We start from the raw sequence: 14,294 nt of genomic DNA on the forward strand, positions 1-14,294 counted from the left end.
GTGCCGCCTTATCAGGTGCAGGCGGGGGCGGATCAGTTGCTGACGCTGGCCCTAGAGCAGGCTCAGCCCAATGGCCCGATTGGCGGAAGCTGGACAGCCCAGGAGGGCCTCGCCGGACCACAGGCTACCGGCCGGGAAGGCGACTTCACGACTGCGACGCTGGATGGCGACGTGCTGCGCATGACCTTCACCGTGGGCGAGCCGATCCCGGCGCCCATGACCCTCTATCTCACACCTTACGGTATCGGTTATGCAGGCTCGCTTTCTTCGGCTGGGCAGGGCATGAGCGTCGTCATGTGGCCGGGGGCCATGTGCCCCCTTCGCTGGAGGAAATGCGCGAAGCCGTGCATGGTCAGGCGCCGTCCGATACCGCCGAGATGAGCACCACGCCCCCTATGCCATCCGGCAGACCCGCGCAGGATGGCGAAGCCGTTTCGGTGCGCCTGCTCACACCCTTCGAGATCGGCGGCAAGCGGGTGCAATGGTCGGCGATCCGCACCGACACGCCTGCCGCCGACGTCGCTTTCGCTATCAACGAGTTCGAGCACATGCTGATCATCGATCTCGCGCCGGGCACCTACGCTGTGGAAGGGATCAACGAGGCTGAAGGCATCTTCCTTGCCGAAACAATCACGGTGACCGCCGGGGGCGAAAACAGTTTTGAAATTCCTGTAGCAAGAGACGGCGATCGCAGCAGCGTTGAAACGGATCATGGCGAGGACGTCGCCTTTGTCTGCACGAACGCGCCCGGGGGCTGCGAGGTCCGGCACGAAGCAAGCGGCATCTCTCTGATGCTGCCCAACAGCTGGACCATGGGCGAACCCTATTTCTACGAAACGGCCGGCGCGCGCGCCGATCTGCCGACCGCCACATTCTTCGCGAAAGACCTGGGCAAGGTCGTAAGCGTGGAACTCAATCCGCGTCAATGGCTGGAATCGAACGGCCCTTGTCGAGCCATCGGCGCAAACCAGCTCTGCATGTTCGTTGGACAGGGTATGGGCGCGGAGATCGGTTTCGAAGCAATAGCGTCATCGCTCCAGATTTCACCATCTCGATCGGGCGACGTCGTCGCCGCGAATCGGATACCAGGATCCCCATCGATCTCGGCGGGCGCAATCCGGAATCCGTCCTGCGCGCCCTTTTCGGCAATCAGACGGGAAATTGAAGCCATGAAGAGCAAACTGGCATCTGTCCTCATCGGCTTGGCCTCGTGTTTCGGCTTAGCTCCTGCCGCACATGCACAGGCGGTACAGATCGCCATGTGCATGGAGGGCGGTTGTAGCTGCCATGTTCCAGGCACGACGCTGGCAGATGTCGAGATGATCCTTGGCATGCCAAATCCGGCGGGTGCCGCCGACATGACCCTCGTGATCTATGAAAATGAGTACAGCTGGCGCTCGCAGACACCCGAACAGATCGACGCGTCGTTCGGTGGGCCGGGCCAGTGTCCGATTCAACTGGAAGTGCCGCTAATTCCGGAAGATGGAATGTGGCGCATAACCACCGGCGCCACCGACGCCTCTGCCTGTCCTCTATTTGCGCTTGCGGGTCAGGCCGTACCGGGCCAGATGAGCGGCGAAACTCGCGAGATCAGGTGGCGGGGCTGGTTTTCCCCAGCAAACTCATGTCCGATGCCGTTGGCCATGTAAACTGGACGTTCACTGGCGGACATTCCTGGCGCGGCGTTGTCGTGGATGAACGCTTGTCAAACACATCCTCAACCACTGGGGCAAGCGTCGTTTGGCAGTTGACCTTGGTCAACTCGACCGAAATTACCGGGTCCAGTGTCTTTGAATACGACATCACATCGGGGCTCGCGGATGCAGCAGCACAGGCGATTCTTCAGAGCATGCGATGCCGCACAGTTACACCGTTTACTGCCCGAAAGGTGAGATAGCGGGCCAGAATCGTCGGCACAGCCAGCGAGGGCACTTTCCCAGACCTAGCGCAGCTCGGCTCATCGACTTTGCGTCTGATCGAGACCCGCTGCTGCGCGTCCGCTTCATAACACCTCGAAGAATGAGACCCTGACCCCATTCGCGAGCCTTGCTCCGGTTCCTATGCACACTATGCGGTTCAACCAGGCGTAGCGCGCATCGCCGGTCTCGAATCGCGGCTGCGTGCGCATGTAATATAGCGAAGGGTCCACGGCCTCGCCCCGCCCAAGCGCGTCCAGCACATCTTTCGGTCCGTGCCGATAGCCGAAATTGCGGATGTCGATACTGGCGCCGTCATGCGAGCGCATGGCGTAGCGCGTGTCGAGCTCGGCTGTGCCATCTGAAAGCACGGTCTGCCAGTCGGCGCCGAGGTTCAGGATTTCACCTGACAGCCGCTCGCCCGTCACCGTCCCGCCGATGATCGGAATGATGCGCCGGCGGCCGCGAGGACTGTCGCCCAGCTCGATAGGCGCGGCGAGTTCCACGTCGAGATGGGCAAGGTGGCGGAGCCCGGGAGCTTCTTGCATGGCGTCACTTCATCGTCATCGGGAGGTAGAGCACGATAGCCGGAAACGCGACCAGCAGGATAAGCCTGACGATGTCGCTCAGCACGAAGGGGATCACACCGCGAAAAATCGTGACGAGGCTCACGTCTCGGGCAATGGAATTGATGACAAAGACGTTCATGCCCACCGGCGGTGTGATGAGGCCTAGTTCCACCGTCATGACCACGACTACCCCGAACCAAATCGGGTCGAAACCGAGTTGCGTGACGACTGGATAGACGATCGGCACCAGAAGTATGATCATCGCCATCGCATCAAGTATGCAGCCCAGGACGAGAAACAGGCACAGAATGAGCGCCAGCGTGCCATAGGCGCCAAGGTCGAGCCCTACGAGCAAGGCGGTGATCTTCTGCGGCGTCTGTGTGATCGTCAGGAAGTAGCCAAACAGGATGGCGCCGATCAGCACCGTGTAGATGGCAACCGATGTCCGCAGCGCTTCGATCAGGCTGTCGAGAATGCGCGCCATATCAAGCCGCCCGCGCAGAATGCCGACAAGCGCGGTAAGCACCGACCCCGCTGCCGCCGCCTCCGTTGCGGTAACGAGGCCAAGATACATGCTGCCGATGATGGCAATGAACAGCAGCACGACAGCCCAGATACCCCGCAGGGATGCAAACGCTTCCGACGCGACGAAGCGCGCACCATCGGGCAGCGATCGCGCATAGGCGACCCGAACGGTAACCATGTACATCAGGATTGCGAGCAGCCCTGGGATAACCCCGGCAATGAACAGCCGGCTGACATCCTGCTCTGTTATGTAAGCATAGACGGCAAGCACGACAGACGGCGGGATGAGGATGCCCAGGGTGCCGCCGGCAGCGATGGTCCCGGTCGCGATGCGGTCCGAGTAACCGATACGACGCATCTCCGGCAGCGCGATCTTGGTCATCGTCGCAGCAGTCGCGACCGACGACCCGCAGATGGCGGCGAAGCCACCGCACGCCGCAATGGTCGACAGCGCCATTCCGCCGCGGAACTGGCCGAGCCAGGCCTGGCCGGCCCGGAAGAGTTCGCGCGAGATGCCGGAATTCGTCGCCAGCACGCCCATCAGAATGAAGAAGGGGATGAGCGTCAGGTTGAAATCGGTAATTGTTCGGATCGGCGACTGCGCCAGCAGATTGAGCGCCGGCTGCCAACCTGCGACCGCCGCAAACCCGCCGATGCCGACAACGCCCATTGCGATGCCGATAGGCACGCGCAGAGCCATCATCGCAAAGAGCGCGATAAAGCCGGCGAGCGCGACGAAATCGCCTTCAGACATCTTCGCGCCTCGTGGGGATGGTGGCGGTGTCCGCCGATTCGTGCGGATCGAGCCCGCCACGTCCCGCGCCTATAAGGAGTATGCGGGCTCCTATCGTGATGATGCTTACCGCTACGCCCGTCGCGATCAGCGCCAGAAATGGCCACGCAGGGAGCCGCAGGTCGAATGTCGCCTCGCCGCTCGCATAGGCACCAGCCACACGAGACGACATCTTCCAGAAAAGCAGGATCGCGAACGCCCAGAGGATGGTCCATGCAACGAAGTCGCAGATCCGCCTCACGCGCGACGGCATCATTTCCACGAATAGGTCAACTTTGATGTGAGACCCGCGATAACCGACGCTGGCGAAGCCCCACATGATCGCGGCCCCGATCAGGAACCTCGAAATGTCGAACGCATCAGGCACGGGCAAAGCAAACACATAGCGTCCGATCGAAGAGAGGACGATCAGCACCGTGACGATGGCAAGAAGTCCGCCGGCGATCTTCTCGATGCCGAGCGTAAATCGACCAAGGAAGTGGAAGAAGTTCATGAGTGAAGCCATGCCAAGGGCAAGGCGGCACGAGGGGTTCTCGTGCCGCCTTTGTGCCGATCACTCATAAAACGCGTCGTTGCGCTTCAGCGCTTCCACATAGGACTCGTAGATTGCGTCCGGGTCCGCCCCCTTTGCCGTTACGTCCGCGCGCCATGCCTCTATCAGAGGTTTCGAGGCTTCGCGCCACAACTGGACTTCCTCGTCGGTCGGCTTGTAGAGCGTGTGCTCGCTGGAATCGATCATCTTCTGACGCCCGGAGTACTCGTTGTCGGCCCACCCGATCGAAAACTTCTCCGACCAGTCTGCAGTGCAGTGGTCGTCAATGACCTTGCGGTTCTCCTCGCTCATGCCCTCATAGGTCGCCTTGTTAAGAAGCAACATCTGGGACGACAGATAGAATGGCATATCGAGATGATATTTCGTCGCCTGGTCGATGCCGAAGATATAGATGGAGTTCCAGGGGAACGTCATGGCATCGGCCGTGCCCTTGGTGATCGCCTCGCGGGCTTCCGGCGCCGGAACCTGCACGCTGGCACCACCCAGCTGGCTGATGAAGCGCGCCATCGTGGCGTGGGCCGGGCGAATATTCTTGCCCCTGATGTCCTCCGGCACCTTGATCGGCTCCTTGGAATGAAGCGTGCCGGGATCGTGCGGATTGATCAGACAGAACTTGACGTCCGCCATCTCGGTTTCAGCGATCGGCGCATACCATTCATGCAGCGCCTTTGCGCCGGACTTGGCATTGGTGGCGTGGAACGGAATCTCCGCCAGGCTGTAGATCGGGAAGCGGCCAGCCTGATAACCGGGGTTGACGTAAGAAATGTCTGCTATGCCGTCGCGCGCCATATCGTAGTGATCAGGTGCCGCGCCAAGCTGGCTCGCCGGGAATATCGTAACGTCGACGCGGCCCTCGGAAGCCTGCTTGATCGACTCGATCCAGGGCTCAATGCCAAGAGCCTGGACCGGATGTGTTGGTGGCAGCCAGTGGGCGAGCCTCAGCTCTACCTCTGCTGCGGCAGCCGGGATGGCCGTCGATGCAAGCAAGGTGGCGGCAACAGCCGCTGCAATCGTAAACTTCATGATCTCCTCCCATTGGTCGCTTCGCGACTATGTGTGCGATCGTCACTGAAGCGGAAGGAGATTGTTATTGAATAGAACTATACAATCAAGCGGAAACTCCAGCGCCTGATCGCGGCGAAAATAGACGGGCAGCTCCCTTCGAGCTGGAAGTTACAGGTGGGGCGAAGCCATGCCTCCGCCCCACCTGCTCACAGTATCAGCTATGGGTAATCTTGGTGCCCAGCACTTTCAGGCACTCGCGCATGAATGCGGCAAGGCCAGTCCAGCCCTTCGCCGAGACCATATTGCCATCGACATGGGCTTCCGTCGGCCCGACGTCGACATAGATTCCGCCAACGGCAGTTACTTCGGGTTCACACGCGCCAAGTCCGGCAACCTTCCTGCCCTTCAACACGCCCGGCACTGCCATGAGAATCTGGACGCCGTGGCAGATCGTGAAGATCGGCTTGCCGGTCTCGTGGAAGTGGCGAACCATATCCTGAATCCGCTTGTCGGTGCGGATGTATTCGGGGCCTCGTCCGCCGGCCGCGTAGACAGCGTCGTAATCCTCGACCTTCACCTCCGCGAACGTCTTGTTGATGTCGGCATAGTGACCGAGCTTCTCGGTGTAGGTCTGGTCACCTTCGAAATCGTGCAGCGAGGTCTTGATGCGGTCGCCGGCCTTCTTGTCGGGGCAGACGACATGGACGGTATGGCCGACGGCCTCCATGCCCTGTTGAAACACGTAAATCTCATACTCCTCGGTGAATTCACCGGTGAGCATGAGTATCTTCTTGCCGCTCATCGTGGCTCTCCTTGTCGTGGTCGTTGAACGGCGACGCCCGAAACGGTCCGGGCGCCGCCCGATTGTCAGAACGGGGAATCGGGGAAGTAGAACTGATCCGCGTTTTCCGGCGTGATCAACGGTGCATCAAGCAGGAAGGAACCGCGCATCGGAGCCTGACCAGCGAACTGCCCGGCGGTCATGTAGATCGCCGATTTGATCATCGACGGCGGATACGGTGTAGAGATCGGCGTGCGCTCGTTGCCTTCCTTCACCATCTCGATGACCTGCTTCATGCCGTTGCCGCCGAGCGCATATTTGATGTCCTCGCGTCCAGCCTGATCGACCGCCTCGATGACGCCCAGCAGCATGTCGTCGTCGTTCGCCCACACGGCATCGATCTTCGGATACTTGGCCAGGTAGTCCTGCATCAGCGTGAAGGCCTCGTCCTGGTTCCAGTTCGCATATTGGATGTCGAGAATCTTGATGTTGGTTTCCGCGATAACATCCGAAAAGCCCTTGATGCGCTCATCGTCGATGACGGTCGGAATGCCGCGCAGAACCACGATCTCACCCTCGCCGCCCAGCTTGTCGGAAAGCCAGCGGGCCGTGTTCGCTCCCACCGCTATGTTGTCACCGGCCACGTAAAGGTCCTGGATCGACGGATCGGTCAGCCCACGGTCCACAACCGCGATGAAGGTTCCCTTCGATTTGACCTGCTCAACCGGCCCGGTCAGCTCCTCCGAGGTGAATGGCAGGATGACGAGCGCGTTGAGGTCGCGGGTCGCCGAGAGATCTTCGAGAGCGGAAACCTGCGCCGTTGCCGAAGATGCCGTGGAAAGGACCACGTCGATATTGGGGAATGCCGCCTCGATCTCCTTCTCAGCCTGTTCGGCGTGATAGACGACACCGCCGGTCCAGCCGTGGGTCGCCGCCGGGATCGACACGGCTATCGTGATGTCCCGCTCCTGCGCGCCCGCCGATCCCACCGACATGGCGCAGGCCATGGCGATACCGGATACGAACATTCCTGCCTTGATCATGATGGATTTCATTTTCTTCTCCTCCGTTGAAGTCTTTTGCCGCCGCCTTCAGCGGCTGCTGGTGAAGCGATGCGCCAGCATGGCAATGATGATGATTGCGCCCTGCACGCGGCGACGAGGTATTCGGAAACCATGTCCGACAGGACCATCACGTTGGCGATCACCTCGAGAATGAGCGCGCCTGCGACGGTGCCCCAGATGCGTCCTCGACCGCCGCGCAGGAGCGTACCGCCGATGACGACGGCGGTAATGACCTGCAATTCCCAGAGCTGACCGGTCGTCGGCGTCGCTGCGCCGAGGCGCGGCACGTAGCAGATTGCCGCGACAGCCACGCACAGTCCCTGGATGACGTAGGCTATGGTGCGCACGCCGCCGACGTTGACGCCCGAGAAGCGCGCAACCTCCGCATTTGAACCCACCGACGTCAGGCGGCGCCCATATTTGGTGCGATAGAGCAGGAATGCGCCCAACAGCACGACGGCCAGCGTGATGAGCACCGGATAGGGGATGCCCATGAAATTGCCGAAATAGACGGGCCGATAGGCCTCGCGCAGGCTGCGGTCGATCGGCAGTGAGCCGCCATCGGTCATGAACGTGATGAAGGCGCGAAAGATGCCCATCGTACCGAGCGTGACGATAAACGGTTCTATGCGCCCGACAGTGACGATCAGCCCGTTGAAAAGGCCGCAAAGAGCGCCGACAACGAGGGCTACGCCCGCCCCCATGACGATCGCCCAGCCGCCATAGGACGGCGCCAGTCCGTTCATCGTCATGATCATGATGCCCGTGACGAACGCCATCATCGAGCCGACCGAGAGATCGAGGCCGCCCGAAGAGATGACGAAAGTGGCGCCCACGGCGATGATCGCGATGAATGCGCTGCGCGTGATGACATTGATGAGATTGGCGGAAGACGTGAAGTTGGAGTTTATCAGCGCACCCAGGATCACGATCACCGCGAGCGCGATGAACGGCGCGAGATCGGCCCAGCGAATGCGGCGGCGTTCGTCAGCGGTCGCGACGGTTGCGGTCGCTGTGGTCATGTGATCCCTCCCAGGTGCTGCCATGACCGCCGGTCGTCGCGGCATAGACAACGTTCTCTTCATTGATCTCGTCACCTGAAAGTTCGGCGACGATCCTCCCTGCACGCATCACCAGAACCCGATCGGCGAGACCGACCAGCTCCTGCATTTCCGACGAGATGACGATGCAGGCCTTGCCGGCCCTCACCATCCTGTCGATGAAGTCGTAGATCTGGCTCTTGTTGCCGATGTCGATGCCGCGCGTCGGCTCATCGATGATGACGACAGACGGGTCGGTCATCATCACCTTGGCTAGGAGCAGCTTCTGCTGGTTTCCGCCCGACAGCTTGCCGGCGTCCGACGCGAGCGACCCGACGCGGATGTCGTAATCGGCCACCGCCTTGCGCAGGGCCGCCATCTCCCTGCCACGGTCCAGAACCGCGCCGGGGTTGACGCTCTCAAGGGCCTGCAAGGTCAGGTTCGGCGCCAGCTTCTCGTCTAGAAGCAGGCCTTTGCCCTTGCGGTCCTCGGTGAGATAGACAAGCCCTGCGTCCATCATCGCCCCAACGGAGCGATGCGTCATCTCGCGGCCATTCACCACGACGCTGACCGCCTGCGACTGGCGAAGCCCCATCAACCCTTCAACGAGTTCCGTGCGACCCGAACCGATCATGCCGCCCAGCCCAAGCACCTCCCCAGGCCGCACGAAGAACGAAGCTTGCTGCGCGTGGTGGTCCACCTGCAGTTCGGTGACCGAGAGCAACGGCACGGCCGTACTCGCCTGGCGCTTGGCAGGATAAAGCATGTTGAGTTCACGGCCGACCATCAGTTCGGCCATCTGGCGCTGGCTGAGGTCGGCTGCCGGCCAGGTGCCGATCATGCGGCCATCACGCAGGACCGTAATCCGGTCCGCCAACATCTCGACCTCTTCGAGACGGTGGGAGATGTAGAGAACCGCCACACCGTGATCGCGAAGGCCGCGCACGATATCGAGCAGCGCCTCCACTTCGTCGTTCGCCAGGACAGCCGTCGGCTCGTCGAAGATGATGACCTTACGCTCGTCCAGCAGGGCGCGGGCGATCTGCACGAGTTGCCGCTGCGCCAAGGGAAGGTCGCCAACCCGGTCGCCCGGCCGAGCGACTGAGCCTACCCGCTCAAGCAACTGCGCAGTGACACGGTTCATCGCGCGATCGTCGACCATCCAGCCGCGACTGAGTTCGCGCCCGAGAAAAAGGTTCTGCGCCACCGTCAGGTCGGGAGCGAGCAGGATTTCCTGATGAACGAGGACTATGCCGGCATCCTCGGCATCGACCGCGTCGATGAAGGATGCCGACTGTCCATCCATCGCGATACGTCCCGCGGTCGGCTGGACATGGCCGGACAGGAGCTTCATCAGCGTGGATTTGCCGGCGCCGTTCTCGCCGATGATCGCATGGACCTCGCCGGCGCGGATCTCGAGGGTGACGTCGGACAGTACGTTCACGGCCCCGTAGGCCTTGCCCAGGCCCTCGGCGCGCAACGTTACCGCAGGCGGCGCCGGCTGGCCCGCCACGCGATCGGGTTGCGGTAACGCGCTCATTCGAATGCCGAAAGGAGCCTGTCGCGCGAACGCTCGATGTGTTCGTGCATGGCCTTGAACGCCGCGTCGGGATCGCCGGCCCGGAACGCCGCGAGCAGGCGCTCGTGCTCCTCGAGCGCTTCCTGGGTCACGCGGGTATGGAACATCAGCCTGAAGATGTGCAGGTGCACATGCTGGTTGAACAGCGTGCTACGGATCACCTCATTGCCGGCGATCTTCATGATGTCGTCGTGAAAATGGGCATCGGCGCGCGCAAAGCGCGAATAGCGGGTATTGCGGTCCACCGGCGCCGCGCCATGTCCCATGTCAGCTGCCGAATTCTCCAGCAGGGCGAGTGCTTCCGCAGACATATTGTGGACAGCAAGCCGCGCCGCCTCTGGCTCCAGCAGCAGCCGGAAGACGTAGAGGTCCTCGAACTGCTTGCGCGTCCACTGGGGTGCGGCGCTGTAGCCGATGAGATGCTCCTTGCGAACGAGGCCTTCGCGCTCAAGACGACTCAGAGCCTCACGAACCGGGGTCTGCGACACGCCAAGCTCACGTGCCAGAACATCTATGGGGATGCGCGCGCCCGGCGCGATCTCCAGCGACATGAGCCGGTGGTAGATGCCGTCGTAGACGCCCTCGACCACGCTGCTCGGCCTGAGACTTGCAGGCTTGTTTTCCCGTTCGGCTGCGAATGCCACGTGGGCTCTCCCGAATGTCCTGTTGACATGGGCGAAGGTGTTGCAGATAAGCTATCCGATGTCAAATACAATATCGTATACGATCTGATATAGGATTTTAGGTGAGAGCTTCGGCAGATCAGCTTCGGCAGATAGCGGTGGCATCGCTGGAACAACGCGGCGCGCCACGTCACAACGCCCAGCTTCAGGCCGAACTGCTGGTTGAAGCTGAGCTGCGGGGACTGTCTTCTCATGGCCTCCAAAGGCTGCCGACACTGCTGAAGCGCATTGAACGGGGACTGGCCGATCCCCGCGCCAGCGGCATTTGCCAGTGGCAGCGGCCAGCGCTGGTCAACATCGATGGCGAGCGCGGGCTTGGGCCTGTCGTGATGATGACCGCGATGAACGAACTGGCCTCTGCAGTGAGTTCCTGCGGGATCGTGATTGCAGCGATCCGCAACACCAACCACCTCGGCATGCTCGCCTACTACGCAGAGGCCGCCGCGATGGCAGGTCGCATCGGCATCGTCATGTCGACGAGCGAAGCCCTGGTGCACCCCCATGGCGGCACCAAGGCGATGCTGGGCACCAACCCGATTGCCATCGGCATTCCCACCGACGCCAAGCCCTTCGTGCTCGATCTTGCCACCAGCATCGTTTCGATGGGCAGGATTCACAGTCACGCGCTGCGCAACGAGCCGATCCCGGTGGGCTGGGCAGTCGACGCGACGGGTCGCCCGACGACCGATCCCGATGCTGCCAAGCTGGGCGCGATCGCGCCTTTCGGCGGCCCAAAAGGCTATGGGCTGGGCCTCGCCATCGAGCTTCTTGTAGCCACGCTGGCCGGCTCCGAAATGGCCCCGGATGTTCGCGGCACCTTGGACGACACCGACCCCGCAACCAAAGGCGACGTGTTGATCCTGATCGATCCGGCAGCCGGCGCGGGCAGCACGGCAGCGCTTACCTGCTATCTCGAAAGCCTGCGCTCCTCATGCCCCGCCGAACCTGGCCGCCCCGTTGCCATTCCCGGTGACGGCTCGCGTACGCGCCGCGCCGAAGCGCTGTCCGCGGGCGTCGAGGTGCCGGATGCGCTTTTCCACAAATTGTCGGCTCTCGCGGCCGCGTAAGTCTCTAGAGGAGGAAACGGCAGAATGAACTTTTTGGGACTATCAGGGCCCGCGGGAACTGGTCTTCGGGTCGGGCCAGCGGTACTCGCTGGGCCGTGTGGCCAGCAGGCTCGGAGGCCGCGCACTGGTCGTGACGGATGCACGGCTAGCAGCGGACGCGGAGTTTGCATCAACGGTAGAACAGCTGGAGAAGGCCGGACTTGCGGTGCGGGTCGACGATACGACCCTGCCCGACGTTCCAGTCGATTCCGCTGTGGCAAGTGCTGCCGCAGCTCGCGATTTCGCCCCTGACGTGGTCGTCGGCTTCGGCGGAGGCTCGTGCCTCGACATGGCAAAATGCGTTGCCGTTCTGCTCACCCACGGCGGCAGGCCACAGGACTATTACGGCGAGTACAATGTTCCGGGTCCGGTCATGCCGATCATCGCATTGCCGACGACAGCCGGTACCGGATCGGAGGTCACGCCGGTGGCGGTTCTCTCGGACGCGGAGCGCAGCCTCAAGGTCGGTATCTCCAGCCCGCACATCATTCCCACCGCCTCGATCTGCGATCCCGATTTGACGCTCACCTGCCCTCCTGGCTTGACCGCTGTCGCCGGCGCGGATGCGTTGACCCACGCCATCGAGGCCTTCACAGCCATACGGCGCGACCCAGTGGCCGGCATCGCGCAAGAGCGTGTTTTCATCGGCAAGAACGCCTTCTCCGATCACTTCGCACTACGTGCGATATCGCTTCTCTGGCAGGGGCTCGAGGCCGCCTACAAAGACGGCTCGAACACCCGCGCGCGTGAAAAGGTGATGATGGGGGCAACGTTCGCCGGTCTTGCCTTCGGTGTCGCGGGCACGGCCGCCGCACATGCGATACAGTACCCGGTAGGTGCGCTCACCCATACCGCGCACGGCGCGGGTGTCGCCTGCCTGATGCCCTATGTGATGCGCTGGAACGCGCCGCAAATCTCGGGAGAGCTGGCGGAGATCGCCGGTGCCACGGGACTGGATGGGGCTGATGAGGTGATCCCCGCCGTTGCCGCGCTGTTTTCAAGGTTGGGCATCGCGCCCACGCTGCGCGAGCTGGGCCTTGACGAAAACCGCCTCGACTGGGTCGCCGAACAGAGCTGCGGAATTGCCCGGCTGGTCCAGAACAACCCTCGTCCCCTGCCGCTGCCCGACATGCGCAGGCTGGTTGCCGCCGCTTACAGCGGCGATGTCTTGCAGCTCGCCTGATATCTGAAGGAAACCCATCCATGACCCTGCACACTAAGATTGCCGGCTACGCCGATCCTTCTCTTCACGCGCACGGCCTCTATATCGGCGGACAATGGGAGAAAGGTGCGGGCATTCCCGTGCTAGATCCCTCCACCGGCGAAGTGCTCGCCGAGGTTGCCGACGCGTCCGTGGAGAACGCGCTCCTCGCGGTCGACGCAGCCGAGGCGGCAGCTTCGCAGTGGCGTCAGACCCCACCACGCCAGCGCTCCGAGATCCTGCGCCGCTGGTTTCAAGTGATGAGCGACCGCGCGGAGGAACTGGCAACACTCATTTCGCTCGAAAACGGCAAGGCATTGGCCGATGCGCGCGGAGAGGTGGCTTACGCCGCTGAATTCTTCCGCTGGTATGCAGAGGAAGCCACCCGCATTCCAGGCGAATACCGGCACACGCCCTCCGGTTCCCACAACATCCTCGTCGACCATGAGCCCATCGGGATATCGGTACTCATCACCCCGTGGAACTTCCCGGCAGCAATGGCAACGCGCAAGATCGGCCCCGCACTGGCCGCAGGCTGCACCGTCATTCTCAAGCCGGCATCGGAAACACCGCTGACGGCCTACGCAATGGCACGGCTGGGCGAGGAGGCAGGGGTCCCGGCGGGAGTCGTGAACGTCGTGACCACGACCAACCCAGGCCCGGTGACGAATGCCATGCTGGCAGATCCTCGCGTGCGCAAGCTCTCCTTCACGGGCTCCACCGGCGTTGGCCGCATTCTGCTGGCGGAAGCGGCGAAATCAGTCGTCAGCTGTTCGATGGAGCTCGGCGGAAACGCGCCCTTCGTCGTTTTCGACGATGCCGATCTCGATGCCGCACTCGATGGCGCCATGGTTGCAAAGATGCGGAATGCCGGCGAAGCATGCACCGCGGCCAATCGCTTTTATGTGCAGGCCGGCATTCACGACGCCTTCGTCGAGGGACTGAGCAAGCGCATGGCGGGTCTCAAGATCGGGAAAGGCTACGACGCGGACACGCAATGCGGTCCGATGATCACGACCAAGGCCGTTCAGAAGATCGATCAGCTCGTTTCGGAGGCTGTCCGGCGCGGCGCTCGCGCGACGACAGGTGGTGCACCGTTGCCCGGCAGCGGCTATTTCTATCCGCCCACCGTCTTGGTGGACGTGCCGGTCGACGCATCCATCGCACACGAAGAAATCTTCGGCCCCGTTGCTCCCGTTTACAGGTTTGAGAGCGAAGAGGAGGCCATCCGCCTTGCCAACGACACCGAGTACGGCCTTGCCGCCTATGTCTATACACGGGATATGAAGCGCGCGATGCGTGTCGGCAGAGGCATCGAGACAGGCATGCTCGGCATCAATCGCGGGTTGATGTCAGACCCGGCGGCCCCATTCGGAGGTGTCAAACAAAGCGGGCTCGGTCGCGAGGGTGGTGTCACCGGCATTCTGGAGTTCATGGAGGCCAAGTATTACGCCATAGAGTTGTAGCCGCTTGCACGGC

General features: G+C 62.2%; 13 protein-coding genes and 1 pseudogene. 5 read left to right on the forward strand and 9 right to left on the reverse strand.

All coding sequences use genetic code 11. The annotated features are described in order from the left end of the window. Together HK436_RS02940 and HK436_RS02945 are read left to right on the forward strand one after the other, a co-directional pair. On the forward strand, positions 1-381 hold the full coding sequence (locus HK436_RS02940) for a hypothetical protein (protein WP_173187212.1): 381 nt from the start codon (positions 1-3) through the stop codon (positions 379-381). Next, the gene (locus tag HK436_RS02945; protein ID WP_173187214.1) at positions 333-1,649 is read left to right on the forward strand and encodes a hypothetical protein; all 1,317 of its coding nucleotides are present in this window, start codon (positions 333-335) and stop codon (positions 1,647-1,649) included. Before HK436_RS02940 ends, HK436_RS02945 begins: the two co-directional genes overlap by 49 nt. Positions 1,650-2,002: 353 nt before the next feature. On the opposite strand, the gene HK436_RS02950 is transcribed toward HK436_RS02945, so the two are convergent. From HK436_RS02950 to HK436_RS02990, 9 genes and pseudogenes are all read right to left on the reverse strand, one after another. Further along, positions 2,003-2,464 carry a DUF3237 domain-containing protein gene (locus HK436_RS02950; RefSeq protein ID WP_173187216.1) on the reverse strand — a complete coding sequence of 154 codons (462 nt, stop codon included), beginning with the start codon at positions 2,462-2,464 and terminating at the stop codon, positions 2,003-2,005. 4 nt (positions 2,465-2,468) lie between these two features. Further along, on the reverse strand, positions 2,469-3,764 hold the full coding sequence (locus HK436_RS02955) for a TRAP transporter large permease (RefSeq protein WP_173187218.1): 1,296 nt from the start codon (positions 3,762-3,764) through the stop codon (positions 2,469-2,471). After that, complete coding sequence (locus HK436_RS02960; protein ID WP_173187220.1) at positions 3,757-4,296, reverse strand: TRAP transporter small permease; 540 nt, start codon at positions 4,294-4,296, stop codon at positions 3,757-3,759. The genes HK436_RS02955 and HK436_RS02960 overlap by 8 nt, the downstream gene beginning before the upstream one ends. 60 nt (positions 4,297-4,356) lie before the next feature. Next, entirely contained in the window at positions 4,357-5,379 is a 1,023-nt protein-coding gene (locus HK436_RS02965) for a TRAP transporter substrate-binding protein (RefSeq protein WP_173187222.1), read from the reverse strand. A gap of 196 nt (positions 5,380-5,575) precedes the next feature. Then, positions 5,576-6,163: a DJ-1/PfpI family protein gene (locus HK436_RS02970; RefSeq protein WP_173187224.1), complete on the reverse strand. Its 588-nt coding sequence runs from the start codon at positions 6,161-6,163 to the stop codon at positions 5,576-5,578. Between the two features lie 65 nt (positions 6,164-6,228). Next, positions 6,229-7,197, reverse strand: coding sequence for a substrate-binding domain-containing protein (locus HK436_RS02975; RefSeq protein WP_173187226.1), 969 nt, complete (start codon positions 7,195-7,197; stop codon positions 6,229-6,231). Between the two features lie 36 nt (positions 7,198-7,233). Then, positions 7,234-8,228, reverse strand: a pseudogene (locus HK436_RS02980) (ABC transporter permease). Next, the gene (locus HK436_RS02985) at positions 8,194-9,786 is read right to left on the reverse strand and encodes a sugar ABC transporter ATP-binding protein (RefSeq protein ID WP_173187228.1); all 1,593 of its coding nucleotides are present in this window, start codon (positions 9,784-9,786) and stop codon (positions 8,194-8,196) included. Before HK436_RS02985 ends, HK436_RS02980 begins: the two are co-directional and overlap by 35 nt. Then, positions 9,783-10,469 (reverse strand): GntR family transcriptional regulator, encoded by a 687-nt coding sequence (locus tag HK436_RS02990; RefSeq protein ID WP_173187230.1) that lies wholly within the window; start codon positions 10,467-10,469, stop codon positions 9,783-9,785. Before HK436_RS02990 ends, HK436_RS02985 begins: the two co-directional genes overlap by 4 nt. A 101-nt stretch (positions 10,470-10,570) precedes the next feature. On the opposite strand from HK436_RS02990, the gene HK436_RS02995 reads away from it, so the two are divergent. From HK436_RS02995 to HK436_RS03005, 3 genes are all read left to right on the forward strand, one after another. Then, positions 10,571-11,575: an Ldh family oxidoreductase gene (locus HK436_RS02995; protein ID WP_173187232.1), complete on the forward strand. Its 1,005-nt coding sequence runs from the start codon at positions 10,571-10,573 to the stop codon at positions 11,573-11,575. A 97-nt stretch (positions 11,576-11,672) separates the two neighbouring features. Continuing rightward, positions 11,673-12,797 (forward strand): iron-containing alcohol dehydrogenase, encoded by a 1,125-nt coding sequence (locus HK436_RS03000; RefSeq protein ID WP_376769121.1) that lies wholly within the window; start codon positions 11,673-11,675, stop codon positions 12,795-12,797. A 20-nt stretch (positions 12,798-12,817) separates the two neighbouring features. Continuing rightward, positions 12,818-14,281, forward strand: a complete 1,464-nt coding sequence (locus tag HK436_RS03005) for an NAD-dependent succinate-semialdehyde dehydrogenase (protein WP_173187234.1) — start codon at positions 12,818-12,820, stop codon at positions 14,279-14,281. Positions 14,282-14,294: the final 13 nt, after the last annotated feature.

It is taken from the genome of Neoaquamicrobium sediminum (assembly GCF_013240295.1).
Taxonomy (GTDB): domain Bacteria; phylum Pseudomonadota; class Alphaproteobacteria; order Rhizobiales; family Rhizobiaceae; genus Aerobium; species Aerobium sediminum.